This window comes from Dapis brunnea BLCC-M229, from assembly GCF_050015995.1.
Classification (GTDB): domain Bacteria; phylum Cyanobacteriota; class Cyanobacteriia; order Cyanobacteriales; family Microcoleaceae; genus Trichodesmium.
Map to the genome: position 1 here is coordinate 17,586 of NZ_JBNHEP010000118.1, position 22,716 is coordinate 40,301.

15 protein-coding genes are annotated in these 22,716 nt (G+C 37.0%); 6 read left to right on the forward strand and 9 right to left on the reverse strand.

The genetic code is table 11. The features are described 5' to 3' along the window. Positions 1–23 precede the first annotated feature (23 nt). A complete protein-coding gene (locus ACP6PM_RS14370; protein WP_426585693.1) occupies positions 24–5,726 on the forward strand; it encodes a response regulator in 5,703 nt (1,900 codons plus the stop codon). Positions 5,727–5,890: 164 nt separating this feature from the next. Here the strand turns inward: ACP6PM_RS14370 and ACP6PM_RS14375 are convergent, their stop codons facing one another. The 4 genes from ACP6PM_RS14375 to ACP6PM_RS14390 form a co-directional block, all read right to left on the reverse strand. Then, the gene (locus ACP6PM_RS14375; protein WP_426585695.1) at positions 5,891–6,580 is read right to left on the reverse strand and encodes an ATP-dependent Zn protease; all 690 of its coding nucleotides are present in this window, start codon (positions 6,578–6,580) and stop codon (positions 5,891–5,893) included. 297 nt (positions 6,581–6,877) lie between these two features. Then, positions 6,878–7,741, reverse strand: coding sequence for a M15 family metallopeptidase (locus tag ACP6PM_RS14380; RefSeq protein WP_426585697.1), 864 nt, complete (start codon positions 7,739–7,741; stop codon positions 6,878–6,880). A 359-nt stretch (positions 7,742–8,100) separates the two neighbouring features. Then, positions 8,101–8,490, reverse strand: a complete 390-nt coding sequence (locus ACP6PM_RS14385) for a helix-turn-helix domain-containing protein (RefSeq protein ID WP_426585699.1) — start codon at positions 8,488–8,490, stop codon at positions 8,101–8,103. Between the two features lie 1,399 nt (positions 8,491–9,889). Next, positions 9,890–10,303, reverse strand: a complete 414-nt coding sequence (locus tag ACP6PM_RS14390) for a SufE family protein (protein ID WP_426585701.1) — start codon at positions 10,301–10,303, stop codon at positions 9,890–9,892. Between the two features lie 605 nt (positions 10,304–10,908). On the opposite strand from ACP6PM_RS14390, the gene typA reads away from it, so the two are divergent. The 3 genes from typA to ACP6PM_RS14405 all read left to right on the forward strand — a co-directional run bounded on the left by typA (position 10,909) and on the right by ACP6PM_RS14405 (position 15,263). Beyond that, entirely contained in the window at positions 10,909–12,699 is a 1,791-nt protein-coding gene (gene typA / locus ACP6PM_RS14395; RefSeq protein WP_426585703.1) for a translational GTPase TypA, read from the forward strand. A gap of 303 nt (positions 12,700–13,002) precedes the next feature. Beyond that, complete coding sequence (locus tag ACP6PM_RS14400) at positions 13,003–13,887, forward strand: class I SAM-dependent methyltransferase (RefSeq protein WP_426585705.1); 885 nt, start codon at positions 13,003–13,005, stop codon at positions 13,885–13,887. A 152-nt stretch (positions 13,888–14,039) separates the two neighbouring features. After that, positions 14,040–15,263 (forward strand): HhoA/HhoB/HtrA family serine endopeptidase, encoded by a 1,224-nt coding sequence (locus tag ACP6PM_RS14405; RefSeq protein ID WP_426585707.1) that lies wholly within the window; start codon positions 14,040–14,042, stop codon positions 15,261–15,263. A gap of 872 nt (positions 15,264–16,135) precedes the next feature. Here ACP6PM_RS14405 and ACP6PM_RS14410 read toward each other — a convergent pair. From ACP6PM_RS14410 to cobS, 4 genes are all read right to left on the reverse strand, one after another. Beyond that, on the reverse strand, positions 16,136–16,903 hold the full coding sequence (locus ACP6PM_RS14410) for a PEP-CTERM sorting domain-containing protein (RefSeq protein ID WP_426585709.1): 768 nt from the start codon (positions 16,901–16,903) through the stop codon (positions 16,136–16,138). Positions 16,904–17,483: 580 nt separating this feature from the next. Then, the gene (locus ACP6PM_RS14415; RefSeq protein WP_426585711.1) at positions 17,484–17,795 is read right to left on the reverse strand and encodes a thioredoxin domain-containing protein; all 312 of its coding nucleotides are present in this window, start codon (positions 17,793–17,795) and stop codon (positions 17,484–17,486) included. A gap of 123 nt (positions 17,796–17,918) precedes the next feature. Continuing rightward, positions 17,919–18,215: a MauE/DoxX family redox-associated membrane protein gene (locus ACP6PM_RS14420; RefSeq protein WP_426585720.1), complete on the reverse strand. Its 297-nt coding sequence runs from the start codon at positions 18,213–18,215 to the stop codon at positions 17,919–17,921. 325 nt (positions 18,216–18,540) lie between these two features. Next, positions 18,541–19,317, reverse strand: coding sequence for an adenosylcobinamide-GDP ribazoletransferase (cobS, locus tag ACP6PM_RS14425; protein WP_426585722.1), 777 nt, complete (start codon positions 19,315–19,317; stop codon positions 18,541–18,543). Positions 19,318–19,655: 338 nt separating this feature from the next. Here cobS and ACP6PM_RS14430 point away from each other — a divergent pair, with 338 nt between their 5' ends. Next, positions 19,656–20,105: a hypothetical protein gene (locus tag ACP6PM_RS14430; RefSeq protein ID WP_426585713.1), complete on the forward strand. Its 450-nt coding sequence runs from the start codon at positions 19,656–19,658 to the stop codon at positions 20,103–20,105. Between the two features lie 552 nt (positions 20,106–20,657). Further along, a complete protein-coding gene (gene tgt, locus ACP6PM_RS14435; RefSeq protein WP_426585714.1) occupies positions 20,658–21,758 on the forward strand; it encodes a tRNA guanosine(34) transglycosylase Tgt in 1,101 nt (366 codons plus the stop codon). 448 nt (positions 21,759–22,206) lie between these two features. Here the strand turns inward: tgt and ACP6PM_RS14440 are convergent, their stop codons facing one another. Beyond that, entirely contained in the window at positions 22,207–22,641 is a 435-nt protein-coding gene (locus tag ACP6PM_RS14440; RefSeq protein ID WP_426585716.1) for a hypothetical protein, read from the reverse strand. Positions 22,642–22,716: the final 75 nt, after the last annotated feature.

Here is a 22,716-nt window from a genome sequence, read left to right on the forward strand (position 1 = left end):
AACACCATCAGAGTAACTGCAAGATGTTTATTCCCTCCATCAGTCAGGTCATTGATTATCATCCCCTTACCGCTACACCAAAAACTCCTGTAGAAGATGTAATTGTCTCGATGAGTAGTACAGGTTCAAGTTGTGTGCTAATCACAGAAAAACAATCTCCTCCCAGTGAGACCAGGATGGTCTCTCATATGATAGAACTAGGCGATCGCACTCTCGAATCCCCAGACGGAAGTTATAATTTCAACACTCAAGATACAAAGATACAATCTTTAGGGCCAGTCATTGGTATATTTACTGAGCGAGACTTAGTACAGTTAGCATCTATCGGCGCTCCTCTGAGTGGATTTCCGATTGCTCAAATTATGATTAGATCCATAATAACAGCCCAACTATCGGAAATTCCAGATATTTTTGCTCTCTTCACACTACTGGAAAAACATCAAATCAACCACCTACCAATCGTTGATAATTCAGAAGAACTTATTGGTCTAGTTACTGGCCGCAGTTTTATTTTCAATCAGCCTGAGCCAAATAACAAAAGTCTAAAAACGATATCCAAAAGTCATGATAAACCATTAAATCATCAAAATATTGCTGTCAATAAAGATTTAGCAGTCCAGGATAATGTAGTAAAAAATCAGAATAATTCACCATTACCTGTAAAAATAACCTTCGATTCATGCTTAAAATTACCAGCCAACTTAATCCAAATTAATCAGTTAGAACAAATTCATGAATCTCAAATTATCCAAGCTTCATTATCTTTATCAATTAGGCAAATTACCCAACTGATGTTTACCCATAATGTCAGTTATATTCTGATTACTGAAACAAAAGAAAACAAATCTAAAAATCAGACTGAGAGTAACCCCAAAAAACAAAATTCACAGCATCAAAAATCAACCAAAATTATAGGTACAATTAGTAGTAGAGATATAGTACAACTACAGGCATTAAAAATAGACTTTAATAAAACTAAAGCGGAGATAGTTTGTAACAACTTACCAGTGCTAATACGCTCCCAGGCTAGTTTAGAAGTAGCTTTAGGTTTAATGAAAAGAAATTATTACTTACTGCCTTTAATTGTGCAAACTTCTACAGGCAAGATCGGTAATCTTATTAGTCCTACAAAAATTATTCAACAAATACTTCTAGGCAAATCATTATATCAATCATTAGTTCGCTTTCATAATTATATAGAACAAACATCTATCAAATTGCATCAAGCTGATGAAAAACTTAAGGAATCTGCCATTGAACGGAAAAAATTAGAACAAAGTCACTTGAAAGCACAAGAAATTGCAGCCCTAGCTATTGAAGGAAATCAAGATGGAATTTGGGATTGGAATATCAAAACTAATGAAATTTTCTACTCTCCTCAGTGGAAAAAAATGTTAGGCTACACAGATGATGAAATTTCCCATAAAATTGATGAATGGTTAAATCGAATTCATCTAGAGGATATAGATAAAGTTAGTGCTGCTGTTCAAGAACACTTAGCAAAAAAAAATCCTACCTATCGAATAGAATATCGAATTAAACACAAAGATAATCGTTTTATCTGGATTCTCGACAGGGGAAAAGCCTTATGGAAATCAGGAACACCAGTAAGAATGGTGGGAACTTTTGTTGATATTACTCAGGCAAAAGAAACAGAAATACAACAACAGGAGCAAGTCGAAAATTATAGCCAAGTTATTAATAATTTTCAAGAAATAGTTTGGCAAACTGATGCTAAAGGAAACTTAATTTTTTTAAATGATACATGGGAAAAAATTACAGGTTTTTCTCCAGAAAATAGCTTAGGTGAAAATTTTTTAGACTATATTCATCCAGAAGAGATAAATCAGTTAAATTCTCCAGCAGAAAATAATCCAGAAAATACTGAGTTAGCTATTATTAATAACAAATTAGTGGCAGGTTGCTATCAATTAAGGTTGTTAACCAAAAACGGAAACTATTGTCCAATAGAAATGAAGAGTACATTGGTAGTTGATAGGGAAAATAACATTACTGGTATGGTAAGTACCCTAAGTGATATTTCTGCGAAGATCGGTATCCAACAAGACTTACAAGCAAATGAAAAAGCAATCAGAGAACTGTATGAAGTCACTGCAGGTGCAGATAGCTCCTTTGAAGGCAGAATAGTGGCACTACTTGAAATGGGATGCCGTCGTTTTGCCATGGAGATAGGTTTATTAGGACAAGTTTTAGGAGAACGTTATGAAGTTATTGCAGCTCATCTACCAGAAGACTTCCTATTTGGAATAGCAAAAGGAGACGCCTTCACCCTGGAACAAACATTTGACCGGGAAGTATTGCGATACAATGAACCCCTTGCCATTGAATCATCTAAAGATTCCCAGTGGCGACATCATCCAGCATACACGGTGCGTCGTGTAGAGTCTTATATTGGCACTAAAATTTTTGTCTCAGGAAGAGTTTATGGCACCCTCAGTTTTACCAGTCGTCTTGCCAAGAATAAATGGAGTTCAACAGATATAAAAGTTTTAAAATTAATGGCAACTTATATTGGCGGTGAATTGTTGCGACAAGATGAGATAGAAGCTTTACAAACAAAATATCAGCACTTTTTATTACTTAAACAAATTACCCAAGAAATTCGCTCTAAGTTAGATACTAAAGAAATTTTTCAGACTACTGCTACCCAAATTGGACGAGTATTTGGAGTTAACCGTTGTTCAATTCATAGCTATGTTGCTCAACCCTATCCACACCTACCTTGTGTTGCTGAATATTTGGAAGCAAACTATGAATCAACATTGGATTTAGATATTGCTGTTACTTACAATTCTCATACAGAACAATTATTAGCAGAAGACAAAGCGATCGCCTCTCCAGATGTATTTTCAGATCCTCTATTAAAATCATCCGCACCGATGTACCGGAGGTTAAAAGTTAGGTCAATGTTAGCAGTTCGTACTTCCTATCAAGGACAACCAAATGGCATTATTAATTTACATCAATGTGATTATATGCGTCAGTGGAAACAGGATGAAATAGACTTATTAGAAGAGGTGGCATCTCAGGTAGGATTAACTTTAGCTCAGGCACAAATATTAGAGTCAGAAGTTACTCATAAGCAAGAATTAGAAACTCATAATAAAGCTCTCGAACAAGCACGAGAAGCAGCAGAAGTAGCTAACCGTGCGAAAAGCGAATTTTTAGCAATGATGAGTCACGAAATTCGCACCCCAATGAATGGTGTAATTGGGATGACAAGTTTATTATTAGATATGGAATTAACTCCTGAACAACGAGATTTTGTGGAGACTATTCGCACCAGTGGGGATGCACTACTAACTATTATTAATGATATTCTTGATTTTACGAAAATTGAATCTGGGAAACTGGAATTAGAACAAAGTCCTTTGGATGTTAGAAGCTGTGTTGAAGAAGCACTAGAATTATTAGCACCAAGGGCAGCACATAAAAATTTAGAACTGGCTTGTTTAATTGATGATTCAGTACCAGGAATGATTGTAGGAGACGTGACAAGGCTGCGTCAAGTATTGGTAAATTTATTGGGAAATGCTGTTAAATTCACAGAAAAAGGAGAAGTAGTTGTCTCTGTCAGTGCTATAAAAATTGGTGAAAATAATCGAGAAGATAGTCTCTTAGAAGAGATAAATTACGAAGAAATATCTAACTTTAAAGCTCCCGGTAAAATAACAGGTAACTATGAAATACAATTTGCTGTTAAAGATACAGGTATTGGTATTCCTCCAGACCGGATGGATCGCTTATTTAAAGCTTTTTCTCAAGTGGATGCTTCCACAAGTAGACAATATGGTGGTACAGGTTTAGGATTAGCCATTAGTCAAAGATTAAGTGAAATGATGGACGGTCAAATGTGGGTGGTTTCTCAGTCAGTAGAAATCAAGAATTTGCCAGAACAAAAAAAACAAAAATTCGTCTTAAAAATTGATAACAATGGCGACATCAATCACAAAAAAAATAAAATAAATATTGAGAATGTGAATGCTACTGAATCTATAGTAGAGGTAGCAGGAACTCCACCTAATTACTTTGTCAAACCAGAAGCAGGTAGCAGAGGTTCAACCTTTTATTTTACTATTCAAGCCAAGGCAATTGCAATGCCTTCTCCTGAAAGAATTGATAGTTTCTTAAAAGGCAAAACAATATTAGTTGTAGAAAGTCATCCTGTTAATCAAGAGGTAATTAAACAACAGGTTAAATCATGGGAAATGATACCTGTAATTGCTGATTCTGCTGCCAAAGCTTTAAGCTGGTTGGAACAGAAAAGAGCTTTTGATATTGGAATTATCGCCATGAATCTTTCAGATATGGATGGATTGACATTAGCTAGAAAGATTCGCAAATTGGAAGCTGAACAAAACTCAAAACAAAATAAAAGTTCTGAGTTATCTTTACCATTAGTAATGTTTACTTATATTGGCAAAGCAGAAATTTTCCGAGAACTTCAGGAGGCAAAAATTAGTTTAGCTGGATTTTTGAATAAACCAGTCAAACAGTCTCAATTTTATAATGTTTTACTGCAAGTATTTGGAACAACAGGAGCTGGAGAGGTTAACGCTAAAACTCCTAGTTTAGGTGTGAAATATTTTCAAGACCTGAGTGAAAAAAGTAACGTTCGCTCTAATATCCGGATATTGTTAGCAGAAGATAACGTAGTGAATCAGAAGGTCGCAATACACTTACTAGAAAAAATTGGTTATCGTGCAGATGTAGCTGCTAACGGAATAGAAGTTTTAGATGCTCTCAAGCGGATACCCTACGATGTGGTATTAATGGATGTGCAGATGCCTAATATGGATGGAATAGAAGCAACCCGTCACATCTGTCAAAAATACCCAGAAGAAAAACGCCCTTGGATTATTGCTATGACAGCTAATGCGATGCAGGGCGATCGCGAGAAGTGTCTAAATGCTGGTATGGATGATTATGTGACCAAACCAATTCATCGCGAAAAATTAGCACAAGCTTTAAACAGGTTTAAACCTATCCGAAACAAAAAATCACAATCCAAAACTGATTCAGAAAATGGAGTTAGTAATCACTCATCATCTGTAGAGTTAGCATTAGTTAAAATAGACCCTCCCAAGAAACCAATTACTCAGAAACAGGAATTTACTAATGGTAAGGTAGAGTCAACTTCTCAGTTGGAAAAAACAATATCCCTCAAAAGTACATTGCCTATTCTCGCGCCAAGCAATACTGAAACAGCTTTACAGGAATTAGCAAAAGTGGATGATTTAATAGATTTAGATACAGAGGATTTACCAGCAACTGAGGAAACTACAGTGTTAGGTTTAGATTTCTTAGACGATATCTTAGAACCAAAAGACGATCAACAATTAGCGCTCGACCCTAAAATTATAGAAGACTTTCGCAATCTTTATGATGATGAACCAGATACCCTGGCTATTTTAATACAAGATTATCTTGCTGATGGCGATAAACATATGAGTACGATTAGGAAGTCTATCAAAAAACGTGATTATCCTGCATTAAAATCAGCTTCTCATACACTCAAGTCTAGTAGTGCTTTATTAGGGGCAATTAATTTTTCTGAACTATGTAAAGAGTTAGAATATATGGCTCGTGGTGTGATTGAGTCTGGAGCAGATTTTAATCTTGAAAAAGCTACGGAAATCCTTTCTCAAAGCGAAAATGAATGGGAAAAAGTGCAAGAAGAGTTAAGCCAAGAAATAAATTTATAGGGGTTAGGTTGGCGTTGGCGGAGCAAGTGCGGCAGCTATATCGCTTTAATACCGTGGGGGGTTTGGTCACTAAACCCCCTACCAAGCTTGGAGTTTTTGCCAATACTGATGATAGAATCTCCCAACTCCAAAGTAAGCGGATTTGATATGACTCCACAGTAAAATTAATTCTGATTAACAGAAAGATGCTCCTGAATAGCTTGATAACAATCAGAAACAGACACTCTTTCTGTCATTGCTTTCACTAACGCTTCATAGGCAGAGTGATGATTTTCTAACAAACTGCGAGCTTGCAAAGATGCCCAACTTTGTTTAAGTTTAGACTCCCCAGGACGTTTTAATTGTGTTAAAATTGCTGTAATCTTTGCCCGATCTTCCGCTCCACCCTCAGAATTACCATAAACTAAATCTTCTGCAGCAATACCCGCCATCCAGACAGTACAATATCGATCTACAAGTTGGTCAGAAATTATGCCCCTCTGTAACTGAGCAGCTAACTTTTGGTCATCAAACCTAACCCCCCCCTGAGCTGACTGACCTTGCCGAAATGCTTCCCAGGCACTCAGAGCATATCCACTAACAGGAATTTCTAATAAATAAGCTACCAAAAAATGTCCAGCTTCGTGACGAATAATCCGATCGCGTCTTTGTGAAGATGTTCCTTCCACTAAATCTACGATAATCATACCTCCCTGACCCTGCCATCCCAGGGTATCTATAGTTGCTAATACCAGCACAGAAAAAGTAGCGATCGCTGGTATAAGTGGAGATACATTAAATATTGGTCCTAGTAAAGCAGACATGGTAAGCACAAAAATACCAATGGCAATAATATTGAGTGAAGTTTGTCTCATAATTAGGGAATAGGGAATAGGGAATAGGAAATAGGGAATAGGGGATAGGGAGAAATAATTAATGTATCTAGTACAATAGACATCTCCAGAAAAGAGGGAACAGGGAATAGGGAAAAATAATTGATATTTATGGATAAGAATTAATTTTACTTTTTATTTCCGGAAATGTCTAATAATTGATTTTATTTTTTATGATTTGGAGATGTCTAATCTTATGTTTATAACTCTATACTATACTTCAATCTCCCCACCTCCCCACCTCCCTATCTCCCTATCTCCCCACACCCCCCACACTTCCTATTCCTGCTCTTCTTCAAGTGACCTTGCCTGCTCAAAAGTGTTTGAACTATGACTATCACCTACAAAGCGCCAATGCCAAGGTTCATAACTAATTCCTTGAGAATTATCTCTTGGAAAGGATAACTCAAAACCATAATAACCAGCATTTTCTTGTAACCATTGGAACGCTCTAGTATTTTCAAAACTAACTTTGAGGTGACTTCCTGGCGATCGAGCATCCCCAATATCAATAGCGTAACCTGTATGATGCTCGCTGTAACCAGGAGGCGCACTAACCTCAGCCCTTTGAGATGTCGCCTGTCCCCGCTCTGCCTTCACCTCAAAAAATAAATACTCTTGATCTGCCAAAGTTCTAAACCCCGAAAGAGGAACCAAATTAATATTTGCAGACCAAGCTGCATCTGCCATAGCATTAAATTTTTCTGCAGCATTTGAACGCAGTCTAACATTTTGGTTGCCAAAGACTGGTGTCAATTCTTGCCAAGATGCTTCTTTGTAGGGCAAATGTCCGAGTATATTTTCTTTCTGCTGAATGGAAGGAATCGGAGATGGCGAAGGTGAAGGTGTTTCTATAGGAGTGGGATATGGTTCAACTACTTTTGTGCCCATATTTTGTTTCATTTGGGCGACAAAAGAATTGTCTGGAGTTTGGTTAAATTGGAAGTGCAAACCAATACCAATGATTAGAGCGATCGCCCCTATCAGTAATAATTGCCAAACCTGCCATTTTTTCTGAGGCTGAAAAAATTGCTCTTTTGTACCTTCGTATTCATCTCTTACAGCTTCAGGAATATCATCTACTGGCAATTTTGCCTCGTCTGGTGTTTTTTTAAATAGACCCAGCTTATTCAAAATTTTCACCTAAAACTCCTCGGTAGTTTGAAAGCCTCTTTGCTTTAGGAACAGTTTGAAAAACGCCAGCCACGACTTTACTCACAATATCCCTGATGGGGCAGGAGAATGGTTGCCGTTCTCACAGACCTACAATAATTAGTAAAACATAAAATTCTGTGTCTGTTTTCTATTCCTGCTTCGACCGGGTAGCGTCGGCGCTATCCAGTCCACAGAGTGTCATAGTCTTTCGCTTTGTCACGCTGGCGTAATATGCGCAATGCAGAGCAGAGAGCTAACTGACCGCCAAAGCTAAATTAATACTACTTTCTAATCTATCGCTTTCTGGAGTCAAGTTTGTTTTGCCAATGTTATTGGTCGGCAAATGTTTAATGGCCAGTTACCGATTCTGTCCTTTCTACCTCATTAAGTCCATTATTATTGTGTATAACTTTTCTCGGTCTACCTGGTTTACGCTTGTGGCGTTGACTAATAGATTTATCACTAGCCACAGCTAATTCTTCTGGAGTGCATTTTAAAATATCCAGAATTTCCAGGTACTTTTGGGGAGTCATTGTTGGTTCTGTACGCCCCGTTTCCCAGTTACGAACACTGGTTTCGCTGATACCTAGTCGCTCTGCTACTTCAGCACGGGTAAGCCCCGCACGTTCTCTCAGGGCTTCCATGTCCATACTTTTTATATTTCCTCCGCCAATCATCTGATCTAAAATATAAGTTTTTTTGAAAACTGATTCGGTATTTAAATTAAGCATCTTCATTCTAAACTCCTTAAAATAGAATTGTCTAGGTTTTTTAAAAAAGACGAAATTATTGTCGCTACACTCCTAACCTTTTGAGTATTAGGAAATTAAATTTTTATTTTTTGTGAAATGAAACGCCTCAAAATACTGATTAAACCATTTTAGCTCTGTCAGTTCAGTGGGTTATGGTAAATACAGTTTAGTAGCGATAGTGGCAGCAGTAACGAACAAAGTATTTTTTACCATGACTTTAGATAGCACCTCATAAAATTTGCTTGATGTGCTTATATCTTATTTTGATGTTGTGGGAAATTGCAAGACAAAAAACAATTTTTTCTCACATCTTCATCAAATCTTCATCAAACTTCTATCAAATCTTCATCAAATCTTCATAAAAGTCTCCGAAAGACCACTTATATTATAATATTGTTAAACTTATATTATAGTTTTGTTAAACTTTAGAGACTTCTAAAAAATCAAATATATGGCACTATGCAAATAAGGCTCATAAATTTATAAAGATTCAAACTCACTCAGGGATTACTTATGACTTCTAACTTGCGGTTAGCGCCATACAACCAAAGCCAGTAATTCGGGGTAAATTTCTCAAGATCCAACAAGTCCCACATCAAGCGGAATCTCATACCGTTTCACGGAAGTTAAAAGTCAACCACCTCATCCCCCTAGGGGGAACTCAAAACTCATGTATTAAATTTTATAGGCTTAAAACTTTGACACTACAGTAATTTTAGGAAATTATTTCACAACATCTTATATGTGAAACTATTTGTGACATATTTAAAGTGAATTGGTATCAGATGCTCATCTGGGTTTTCTTGATGTTCAATAAATATATTCAATAACTCTGACTAATATTTTAGGATAGAAAAATTTACCATACTCCAATCTTCATTAAGAGAATTAGCAACTACCCTGGGGCAGAGGGAAAGTAACGCCTCTGAAGAGAAGGACCTCTGCTTAGATAGGGAAACTCAAACAAGTAAGCCGACTCGACGAAAGAGGAAAATCTCACAGTGATGTGGGAATCCCCTCGCCTTTAGGCAGGGGAGGATGTCAATACCCTAAACCTACCACCTTCTTTAAAATCCCTATTTTGTACTTGTGGCCATAAAAAACAATCCATAACCTCAGATGGTCTTGAGATTAAGAATTAACTTTGCTCTCAATCTCAAAGATAACTTTTTTCATTTTTCATTAGCATACATCTAAACAAAAGTAAATTATGGGCCTCAATCAACAATCCAATACTCATACCGTTTCACGGAAGTCAAAACTCATGGATTGAGATTGTACAAGCTGAAAACTTTTACTGAGACTAATTTCCAACAATTATTTTCAACAATAAGTATGAAACTATTTGTGACATATTTAAAGTAAAATACTATAAATTTATAGGTTATTTTGAGTATGAATCAGCCTTAGTTTTCATAAGTTGAAAAATATTGTAAAAACCATTAGCACGGGAAGGAGTCAAGCTTGCTTTTAAGCCTGTTTCTTGAATAAAATCTGGAGTTATTTGAGCAATTTCTTGAGGTGTTAATCCGTTCAAACCATCAATCAATAGAGCAACTAAACCCTTAACTAATTGAGCATCAGAATCTCCTTGATAACAAACTTTTCCATCATCTAAGTTAGCAGTAATATATACCTGAGATTGACAACCATAAACTTTATTTTCTGGTATCTTTTCAGCTTCGGGAAAATCAGGTAACTTTTTAGCATACCAAAGTAGTTGTTCATAGCGTAATTTATTAGAAGATGCCCGTTGAAATTTTTTAACAATACGTTCTAATGACGAGGGTAAAGACATAGATAACAATCAAAAAAAGATAATTTGTCAACTACAAATTTAATGATAACATACTTTATATATGTAGCAAATAGAGAAAACTATTGTTGAAAATATTAAATAAATATTGAATAATAAATAGCATTTATTTTAGATAAAATATCTTTGTTGATGAATGCCGAAATTAATCTGACCTTTAGAACCAGAAGTTATTACTCACATTCCGTAGGTAAAATTGTAAGATTAAAAGTAGTATAAATATCGGTTACTGGCTAGGTATGTATATAGTATAAATAATCTTCATTAACCTTTCTCATGGGTTAAATTCTCCGGAAAATATTCACCATAAATACTTAATTAGGGTTGGCTGAAAAAGTCTTTTGGTAAGGCTAGGAGTCAGGATAAATGGGAATTATAGAGGAGGTAGTCGCAAAAATTGTCCCTTGATTTTTCTAAACTTGAGAGACCAAAATGCTAACTTTTTGGTCTCTCAAGCTCAAAAAGTACCACTTTTTTCGCTTATTTAGGGCCTGAAATCAGGAAAAAACCCGATCGCCCATCTTTGTCCTCCATCAGCTACAATAGTTAAAGAAACTTAACAGTAATATCTGTAATAGAAACTTCTTATGTCTCTTCCTATTCGCAACGTAGCCATCATCGCCCACGTTGACCATGGCAAAACTACCCTAGTTGACTCGCTCCTCAAACAATCCGGTATCTTCCGTGAAGGAGAAGATATTCCTGATTGTGTCATGGACTCCAATGACCTAGAACGGGAACGTGGAATTACAATCCTATCTAAAAATACCGCCGTCAAATACAGAGATACTCTGATAAATATCGTTGATACTCCTGGTCACGCTGACTTTGGTGGAGAAGTAGAACGAGTCCTCGGTATGGTGGACGGTTGTTTACTAATTGTGGATGCCAACGAAGGCCCAATGCCACAAACTCGCTTCGTCCTCAAAAAAGCTCTCGAAAAAGGTTTACGGCCCATTGTTATTGTCAACAAAATTGACCGTCCCCGAGCTAACCCCCACAGTGCTGTGGATAAAGTTCTCGACTTATTTATCGAACTTGGAGCAGATGATGACCAATGTGATTTTCCTTATCTATTTGCCTCTGGTTTAGCAGGTTACGCGAAAAAAGACCTGGAAACAGAGTCACAAGATATGCAATGTTTATTCGATTCTATTTTAGACCATGTTCCCCCTCCAGTGGGAGACCCGGAAAAACCTTTGCAGTTACAAGTGACAACTCTCGACTATTCAGAATATTTGGGCAGAATAGTAGTAGGTCGTATCCACAATGGTGTAATTAGAGCTGGACAACAAGCTGCTATTGTCAAAGAAGATGGCACAGTTGTTAAATCAAAAATCTCAAAATTAATGGGGTTTGAAGGTTTGGCACGCATTGATATTGAAGAAGCTGCTGCTGGTAATCTTGTGGCAGTTGCTGGTTTTAGTGATGCTAATATTGGTGAAACTATTACTTGTCCTAACGAACCTCAAGCACTACCTTTGATTAAAGTAGACGAACCTACTCTACAAATGACTTTCTCCGTAAATGACTCTCCATTTGCAGGCAAAGAAGGAAAATTTGTAACTTCTCGACAAGTGCGCGATCGCCTGATGCGAGAATTAGAAACTAATGTTGCTTTACGAGTAGAAGAAACTGACTCTCCAGAGAAGTTTTCTGTTTCTGGTCGTGGGGAACTGCACTTAGGTATTTTGATTGAAACTATGCGTCGAGAAGGTTATGAGTTTCAAGTTGCGCAACCTCAAGTTATTTACCGGGAAGTCAACGGTCAACCATGCGAACCATTTGAACTTTTAGTAATGGATGTTCCTGAAGATGCAGTCGGTGGTTGCATCGAAAGAATAGGTCAGCGCAAAGGCGAAATGCAGAATATGCAGGTGGGTACAAATGGTCGGACTCAGTTAGATTTTTCTGTTCCTGCTCGTGGTTTGATTGGTTTTCGGGGTGAATTTATGCGCCTCACCCGTGGGGAAGGTATTATGAACCATAGTTTCTTAGATTATCGTCCGTTGGTTGGTGAAATTGAAGCTCGACGTAATGGGGTAATTATTGTATTTGAGGAAGGTGTGGCAACTTTTTATGCCTTGAAAAATGCTGAAGACCGTGGGGTGTTTTTTATTACGCCTGGTACAAAAGTGTATAAAGGTATGATTGTGGGAGAGCATAACCGCCCTCAAGATTTGGATTTGAATGTTTGCAAAAGTAAGCAGTTAACTAACCATCGTTCGGCAACTGGGGATGAATTGGTACAGTTGCAAGCGCCTGTAGATATGAGTTTGGAGCGGGCGTTGGAATATATCGGACCTGATGAGTTGGTGGAAATTACACCGGAGTCTGTGCGGTTGCGGAAGCTGAGTAAGAAATTGGTGAAAAAGTAAGGCAGTTATCAGTTAATTCAAGAAGTGAAGTCCGTAGGGGTTTGGTCTCCAAACCCTTAATTATCATTTAACTGAAATGAGTTGCACTGATAGTTATAAGAAAATTTAACAATCTTTCTCCCTTACAGACGTTCCATACAACGTTCCTACCCTACTCCCTAATCCACATTTTTAGCTGTGTCAGTCCACTACTAGACTACTCGACTTGATACCTGAAACTGGCAAAATATTGTAGGAATGTTTTCTGGAAAGTCTTACAATAATAAAAGTTCAGCTCAAAAACTTAATAAAAAGAAAAAAATCATGGAAATTGCAGCAACTACCATCGATCAAATTCTCAGCAATTTGGCATCACAACCTGACCCTGCTGGGAAAAATCTAGACTTGGAAACACAGAGAAAACAGATTAAAACAGAATTATACTCTTCTGCACCCAAGGATGCCATGATGCGAGTTATGACAAGGATGCAGTTTCAAGAAGCACCAAATTTAGACGAGATTGATTGGGAATCAGAATTATCTACTTTTCAACCAATTGAATACCCTCAATACTATCTTCAGCCTTTTCATAGTGTTTTGGGAGGATACTTGTCGGAAACTGCTGCAGTTGGTAATCGAGTAGCAATGGAGGCGATTTTAGAAAATGCTCATCCACGAAAATCGCTCGGAGTCAGAGACGAAATCGCCCAATTATTTCCTGAAGATGCTCGCCACATTTTAGACTTAGGAGCAGGTATCGGAGACGATGCAGCAGCTATTGCTCGTTATCTCCCTTCTGCTACAATAACGGCATGGGATGCTTCTCCGTTTATGATTGTAGTAGGTCGTCTGTACCACAAGGATATTCCCAATCTACATTGGAAACACGGTTTAGTGGAAAAAACTGAACTGCCAGATAATTCAGTTGATGCTTTGAATATGACTTATCTTCTCCATGAATGTCCTGATGAAATTAAACAAATTATCCTAGCAGAATGCAGGCGAATTCTCTCTCCAGGCGGTCTGCTAGTGGTAACAGATACGCTCCCTGGGGACTTGCACTCGCACAGAGGCTTTTTTGAACCCTATAAAGAGCAATGGCTAAAAGTTAACCCAGATAAGTTACTGCAAGAAGCAGGTTTTGTTAACATTAAGGCGCATCAGTTTGCCTATCCTACTTGGACTCGTGTTGGAGAAAAACCCAACTAATTTACGAGTATCAAGATTAAATTATTAGTTAGTGGGAGCATCTTGCTCCCTAACAATCCCCTATAACGATTTCGCTTCATTAATTCAAAACAAGAGCTTAAACAAATAATATATTTAACTTATTAATTAACCAGGAAAAAAAGGAGTAGACCATGAAAATTTCCGATCAAAAAAATTCAGCTACACCTCAAATAGGTGGTTATATAGTCGCTATAGCCATTTCTACAGGCTTAACCTTAACCGCCATACGCACTTTTCCTCAAATATTTCTGCCCACAGACGGCAAACAAACTACCGAAAATCAGCCTCAGCTAGCAGTAAACACAAACACCCCTAGAATAGCAAAAGTCCCCGTGAACCCTGATAGTTTTGTCGCCACAGCAGTTGAGAAAGTAGGACCTGCTGTAGTGCGCATAGATACAGAACGTACAGTAGAGCGTAATTTACCTAATTTTTTCAACGATCCATCTTTCCGTCGTTTTTTTGGAGAGAGTTTTCCCCAGTTTCCCAAAGAATATCAGCAACGGGGGCAAGGTTCAGGATTTATTACTGATAGCAGTGGTACTATTTTGACTAATGCCCATGTTGTTAAAGGTGCAGATACAGTTACAGTTAAGCTAAAAGATGGACGTAGTTTTGAAGGAGAAGTAAAGGGTCTAGACGAACCTTCCGATCTAGCAGTAATCAAAATTGATGGAGAAAATTTACCTGTTGCACCTTTAGGAAATTCTGAGCAGGTGAAAGTCGGGGATTGGGCGATCGCTGTTGGTAACCCCCTAGGATTAGATAATACCGTCACCTTGGGTATCGTGAGTTCCCTCAACCGCGCCAGTTCCGAAGTTGGTATTCCTGATAAACGCCTTGATTTTATTCAAACTGATGCTGCCATTAACCCTGGTAACTCTGGAGGTCCATTGTTAAATTCCCAGGGAGAAGTGATTGGTATTAATACAGCTATTCGTGCTGATGGGCAAGGTATTGGGTTTGCGATACCTATAGATGAAGCAAAAGTAATTCAAGAAAAATTAGCTAAAGGTGAAACTATACCTCGTCCTTACATTGGGGTGCGGATGATTACTTTAACTCCAGAAATCATTGAAAAATTTAATGAAAATCCTAATTCCTTAATACAATTACCTAACACTGGAGGTGTTTTAATAGCACAGGTAATTCCTAGTAGTCCAGCAGCTAAAGGCGGTTTACGACGTGGAGATGTAATTACAGAAATTGATGGTCAAAAAATTACTACTGCTGAAGAATTACAGAATATAGTTCAGGAAAGTCAAATTGGTAAACCTCTAAAAATTACAGTAAAACGTAGTTCAGAAACTCAAACATTTTCTGTAAGTCCAGGAGAGTTACAGGATGCTAGTTAATCAAAATTATTTATGGATTTCATAATTATAATTGGGTTACTTTTCAGGAAAGATATTTATTAATTGATAATTATCTCAAGGGAAACCGTAACCGAATTGAATATAAGGAAATATCCTAGTACTTTTTCCCCCTATCCAATGGGAGGCTTTTAACCTGAATTATTTACAGCAGTTTCGGAGGCGTGTGAAGTACAAAGTTTTATTGTCCTAGGGAACAGGGAACAGGGAACAGGGAACAGGGAACAGGGAATAAAAAGTAGTCTTATGACTGTACCTCAGCATCCTCAAAAGTGCTGTAATTAATAATTATTAATTATTCAGTCAATTTAGGGTGGGCAAATCTGAAAGCATTCACTATAAACAATATTTGAAAATTATACCAATTTGATAAATTAATGCGTAGGGGCAAACAGCCGTTTGCCCCTACAATGTATTATTTTTGAGAAATGCTATTATACCAAATCCGGTTTACAAAGAAGGTTACCCATGAAGGTAAGGCAGAGGGCAGAAGGCAGAAGGCATAAGGGTTAGAATGATTTGGAGAAAGTAGGTTTTTATAACCGGATTTGATATTACTATTATTAAAAGCGATCGCTCAAATTCAAAATATATTATAGCGCTACTTGAATCGGGAATAGGGAACACTTAACTGGGAACAGTTGACTATCAAAAGGTTTCAGGATTTAGAAATGTCCGCGCCCTATTTGCGTAGTGCTATAACTCTCTAGTTTTTATTGTTAATTTGATAAGAAAGTCCCTCTAGTCAATTGACTGAGGGATTTATCTGATTTTTGAGGTAAAAAATTGGATTCACTATTGAAGTTTAGACTCATAAGAAACTAGACATTAATAGTGGCGTTATTGGTTGGTTTCTACTTTTTGATTTTGCGTTTCAATGCTGAACCCAAACCTAAAGTAGTCAAGGCTAATAAACCAATAGTGGAACTGGGTTCAGGTATAGTGGTATTGGTTCCATGAGGTTGATCCCATACAATATCGTTAACAATAAACGGATCTTCACCCATAGTGCTTCCTGCTATCCTTTCATTTCCTAAACCTATAAACCACTCGCCTATCGTGATTCCCTCACCAGATGGATCGGGAGCGTTAGTGATAACTTCAGGCATCCAGTTAAAATTACCATTATCAACAAAGTAATTTTTGTTGTCTTCTAAAGCTTTACTCGCTCCAACATCAATAATCAAGTTACTTGCCATATTAGTCATAGTTGGCAAATAATAAGTGTACTCCCCAGGGCCACCTGGTTGGATACCAGCAACAATTATGTTAAAGTGAGCATTTTCTTTATCGGGGTTAGTGGCATTAAAAAAACCACTTAGCTTAAGTACCTCAATGTCATTTGGTACATCATCCAAGAGAACATGAACAGAAGTATCCCCAATAGTTGCATTATGTACTACAGGTTGATTGATAAATTGAACACCATTGGGATTATTAAATGAATACCCAGTCGCACTTTCCAAATTGAATTGACCCTCCAAAATATCCATTCCATCAAGATTTAAATGTTTTGGAGGTTGAATATTAAGTTGAAAACTCCAAGCAGGAAGACTAATTCCAGCAACAGCTATTGATAATATCGAAGCACTTGTCAGTGTTTTTAAAGCTGAATTTTTCATCTTTGACTTTGTTCCTTGAATGTAATTTAATTATTTTGGGAAACCTCACTCACATAAAATTGGTATAAGTTAATTTGGCATCCCATCTATCATTAGAATTACACAAAAATTCCAGCCCGATCGCTCACTTTTTTGCTCACCTATCCGTTCATTTACCTGTTCAAAATGTTCATTTACCTATTCAAAATGTTCATTTATTTGTATAAACTTTTTTAGCTTTTAAAATTCATACTTGTGAGCAATAATTCTGATTGGATGCACAAAATAGTATAGAAAAAATAGTGATTTTGGTAATGGCAGAAACTCTTGATATTTTGCACTAGGCACAACAGAAAAGCAAATTATATTACGAGCTTTTAGGATTCTTCGTCTGAAGCTTCTTGTATATAAAAGGAAAAAGTGTAGAATACAATGGGGAACACTGCTCAAAAAGCGAAAAAGAAAGTGCTCTAATTCTGTAGTTGGGTTACCTAGGGTAAATAAAAAACTTTTGCTTACTTGAGAAACAACTAATTTAACAACTGGATCTGCTTTCTGGATTTTTTGCCAAATTGCTTCTGGAAAAGATACTACCCAAAGTTCATTTATTAGTAAAAGAGCAACGAACCATTTGTTCTGCTTTGAATTCGTCTAAATCTTCATTTTTAGCAGACATTATTCCTAATACTTGTGGTAAATATTTTTGAGTATTCACCATATTCAAAAAAGGAATCCAAAGTTTACAGTAAGGGCAATCTCGACTTAAGAATACTACAAAATGAGAACCTTTGTGTAAATTATGAGGACTATTTTTTAACCAACGATTTTTCCAATGATTACCAATTTTCAGGCGAGAAAAATCTATTAATGGTTTCTCTTGAGATTTCCAAGCCATTATGGCAATTATCAACATTACTATCAAAGTTAATATCCATTCCCAAGTTTGAGTTTGATGATTGGGAATAGGATTTAACCAAGCAATTGTTAGTTGAGGTACAGTATTTTTTTCTATTCCTTATTCCCTATTCGCTGTTGCCTAAAATCGAAAATTTGTGTATCTCACCAATTTGAGAAATGCTATATAACTTATGTTGAGTAAAATACTTTGCAGGGGAGTAACAATGACTATTCCCCCATAGCAACCACAATATTCTGTTTTTCCTGTAGAAATTGACCAAATAGTTAATATTGATAAAGCGATTAATAAGGTAATTGAACTAGGGATTAAAACTTGAGGAAATATATTGAGAATTAAACTTAATCCTAAAGCAGATTCTATACTTATGAAGGCGATCGCTAATTGTCTATAGTTGGGCTTTAGCCCCTCAAATATTTATCAAAATAATATGGGTCTAAAACCCCGCCTTTTAAGGCGAAATATTTTTGGAGCCTTGCTCAAATACCCGTTACAAAAATCACTTCTGACTTCCCCTCCTGGGAGGGGTGAGGGGTGGGTTGACTTCTGACTTCTGACTTCGTTAACTTTGGGCTAAAGCCCAACTACGAGCTTAATTATAACTGTTCTACCGAACATAATATTATTAGTATGTAATTATTTCCACCTTTTCATGTCGGCTACAGCCTAAATAAAACTTATATAAAGAGTTAATATTTTATTTAAGAATATCTAGTATAATGCTTAAAATTTGGTATCAAAACTAAGTTATATCGGATTCGATAGTAACCAAAACACATAATAATAATGCTTCTGTCCATTCAACTACAGCACCGTAAGTATCACCAGTATGACCGCCCAAACAATGGTTAAACCAAGCACCTGTCAGTAGAGCGATCGCTATTCCTCCTATTGCCATTCCAGAAGCTACTAACCAATTTTGAGGATCTAATAAAATCAGAATTCCACTCAGACTCAGCAATAAAAGTACCCCTAGTAAAAAATCCCAAATAGAATATTTTGCCTTTTTGTGAAATGCTCCTTTTCCAGTAGGTTTGAGATAGGGATAACGAGCGATCGCTACTAACTGACCCCATCTTCCCCAACCTGCTACTCCCATTAATATTAAGAAGCGATCGCTATCTAAATCTGTTAAAGCTGTAATTTTTAGCAATAGTAGAGCGATCGCTGCCATTGCACCAAAAGCTCCTGTAGCACTATCTGCCATAACTTCCAGTCTTCGTTTTTGGTCTAGCACTGCTAACCCATCAGCAGTATCCATCACCCCATCCAAGTGTAAACCACCAGTTAAAGTAATTCCAGATATAATCACTACAGTCGATCTAGTAAGTACAGGCATCCCTAAAGACTGTAATCCTATATCTACTAAACTCTGAATAACTCCAATTATCAATCCGATCAATGGAGCAAAACGAGCAATACCGTGAAAATCTAAATTCCAATCATGGGGAATTGGTAAACAAGTGTAAAAAGCAATTCCAGCACTGAGCTTTGCCAGAATTTTCCTAATTAGTTGTATCAATATTTACCACCAAAACTTTTTTTTTGAGAAATAGTATAAACAGTAGGGAGGTTCCATAGAACGTCTCTACCAGAATATTTTATTTATAACTAATTATCCAAACACGATATGAGTTGACAAAATAAATTTTATATGGTATTAAATCTTTAATGAAGAGTTTTAAAATTAAATTTAATAATCGCTCCAAAAATTAAAGAATGGTGCTAAAGGAGATATTATTGGTTCATATTCAGAGAAACTGTGCCAGAATTGGAATAGAAACAGCACTATCTCGTAACTAAGAACAAAAAAAAATTGTTCTGATAACTGTCTACCAAATCAGAGGCTTTTGCTATATGAGTTCCAATAATTCTAACCACAGGGTATCAGCACCTTGCATAATTGACAATGGTATTCTTGTCAACAAACGTGATATGCAAAGACTGTTGATAGATTTAGGCAGAGTCCGCTATATCCATACTCAAGATGGCCAAATTCAAAGCCAAGGAGAAGGATATATACTAGAAGTATTTGCGGATCATCAAAGGTCAACCTTAGTTGCTAATCACTCAATATATTTGAATGTATTTAGTTTTGACTACCTAGAACTTGGGAAGTCCTCATGTGAAGAAACATATTTTGATTTAGTTAACGAAGGACGACAGTTAAGACTAATCCCCCTGTCAAACCCCATGCAGGAAGAAACGTGCAGAAATATTAATGCTGCGGCTTTTGATGCAGTGATGGATCAAGTTTTGTCATCTAATTGGGATGTTCAGGTGGATGATGATGACTGTCCATTTTAAGTTGAAAGGAAAAAGAAAAAATAGGGGATAGACAGAGAAAATATAAACTTTTCCAATTCTAGAGAAAACAGTTCATTAATGGATAATTGATAATTACCTCTGGTTAAAACAAATGCGGGAATTGAATATAAGGAAATATCCTAGCACTTTTTTTCCCCTTGAAAGGGGAGGCTTTTAACCAAGATATTTAATTAATAATTATTAATTATTAATTTTCGGTAAAATATTCTAATCGCCAAAACTGATATTAATTCACTTTAAAGATGTCACAAATAGTTTCAAACTTTAAATGTGAAATAATTCCCTAGAATTACTGAGCAAGCAAAGTTTTGAGTATATAAAATCTTACTTTTAACTTTGGACTTTTGACTGTCTTACCAAGAGTTCCCTTACGCGTGTCAATAACTTGGGGTCTAGGCGATGCATGACTTCCGTGAAGTGGTATTATAGCAATACGCAAATAGAGTGCGGACATTTATAAATGCTCAAACGAGCGTCAGGTATTACTTCTGACTTCTGACTTCTGACTTGCGCGTAGCGCTATACTATCCCATGTCCCAAAGCTTTTCCTTTCATTCTCAGGCTCTTTGTAGCTATACAAAAGCTCGTGCTGGTGTTTTTTCGACTCCTCATGGCAATATAGATACACCTAGGTTTATGCCTGTGGGCACTTTGGCCAATGTGAAAACTCTCACACCTGCTCAGTTGGAGGCAGCGGGTGCGCAGATGATATTGGCAAATACTTATCATCTTCATTTGCAACCGGGAGAAAGTATTGTCGCTGGTGCTGGTGGGTTACATAAATTTATGGCTTGGAATGGGCCAATATTAACCGACTCTGGAGGCTTCCAGGTATTTAGCTTGGGAGATATCCGAACTATTAGCGAAGCAGGAGTTAAGTTTCGCTCTCCTCGTGATGGTAGTATGATTAATTTGACTCCAGAACGTTCGATCCAAATTCAGAATGAATTGGGAGCGGATGTGATTATGGCTTTTGATGAGTGTCCTCCTTACCCAGCGAGTCGGGAGGAGGTTGAGTTAGCAACAAATCGCACTTATCGATGGTTACAGCGTTGTATGGAGGCTCATAAACGTCAGGATCAAGCTTTGTTTGGTATTGTTCAAGGTGGTGTTTATGCGGATATGCGTTCTAGAGCAGCGAGGCAGTTAGTAGATTTGGATTTACCTGGTTATGCTATTGGTGGAGTAAGTGTGGGAGAACCTGGGGAGTTAATAGATGATATTGTGAAGGTGACAGCTCCTTTGTTGCCGGAGGATAAACCTCGTTATTTGATGGGGGTTGGTACTCATAGAGAAATGGTACGAGCGATCGCTTCGGGTATAGATTTATTTGATTGTGTAATTCCGACTCGTTTGGGGCGACATGGGGCAGCATTGGTTAAGGGTGAGCGATGGAATTTGAAGAATGCTAAGTTTAGAGAAGATTTTAGGCCACTAGATGAGTCTTGTCCTTGTTATTGTTGTCAAAATTTTAGTCGCGCTTATCTTGCTCATTTGGTTAGAGCTAAGGAAGCTTTGGGTTTCACTCTTTTGTCTCTGCATAATGTTACAGAATTGATACGTTTTACCCAACGTATTCGGGATGCTATTTTAGGCGATCGCTTTACCAGCGAGTTTGCTAGTTTGCTTTGAAGGCAGTTAACAGAGTCCAAGTAGAGGGGGTGAGAACGAGCGATCGCCAACTTATTAAACAGAAGTACAGAGTATTAAAAGTAGAATATTTTCAAGGCTAGATTTGTAGAGATTATTGTCGAAAATAATAGTAAATGTTTGACTATTTTCACAGAAGTCTAATAGACCTCTCCAAAACTCAAAAATAAAATCAATTCTTATCTATAGATTATCAATTAATATCATCTCCGGCTGAATAGTTATAATTAAAGCTTGTAGTAGGGCTTGAGAAACTTCTATAACTTAGGGCTAAAGCCCTACTACAAACAAAAATTTTTTTATCACTCATTATCCGGACATGATATAATTCCCTCTATTGGTTATTGCCTATTCCCTCTTTTCTGGAGATATCTAATAACAAACTATTCTAATCAATGAAGGGGTTATTATAATGTGTTATCAACTGTTTTTAGGAGACTTTTTTTAGCCCTTTCTTTATAGATTTTGAAAGGTTCAGTTTGCGCTTAAGAGTTGAAATTGCATCTAAAGTAGCAAAAGTTAGAATACTGAACGTACTCATGTATTCTGGCACATCTACAGCAATCTCAATTTCCCTAATCCGAAAGCTGCCATTGCGATTCTCAGTATAGAAATCGAAAACTAAACCTTTGGCAGGAACAGGAAATAGAGCATTAGTTCGGTCACCATTAAACTTAACACCACCACTGAAATCTACTTTGCGATCGGTTAAACCTAGAAATCCTGCTTCAGGGAAAAACCGGAGGGTGTTAGTCCCAAAAGTGTTAGTAATCTGTAAGTTAATTCCATCAATGCCAATATCAAATTCGTCAACTCCTGGGCTAGCATTACTTGCATCCTCAAAGGTAATGGATAGTAGAGTCACTTCTTGATTAAAAATAAAACGCGTATCCACTCAATATGATGGGGTAGGGAATGATTATAACTGCCAAGACCAATC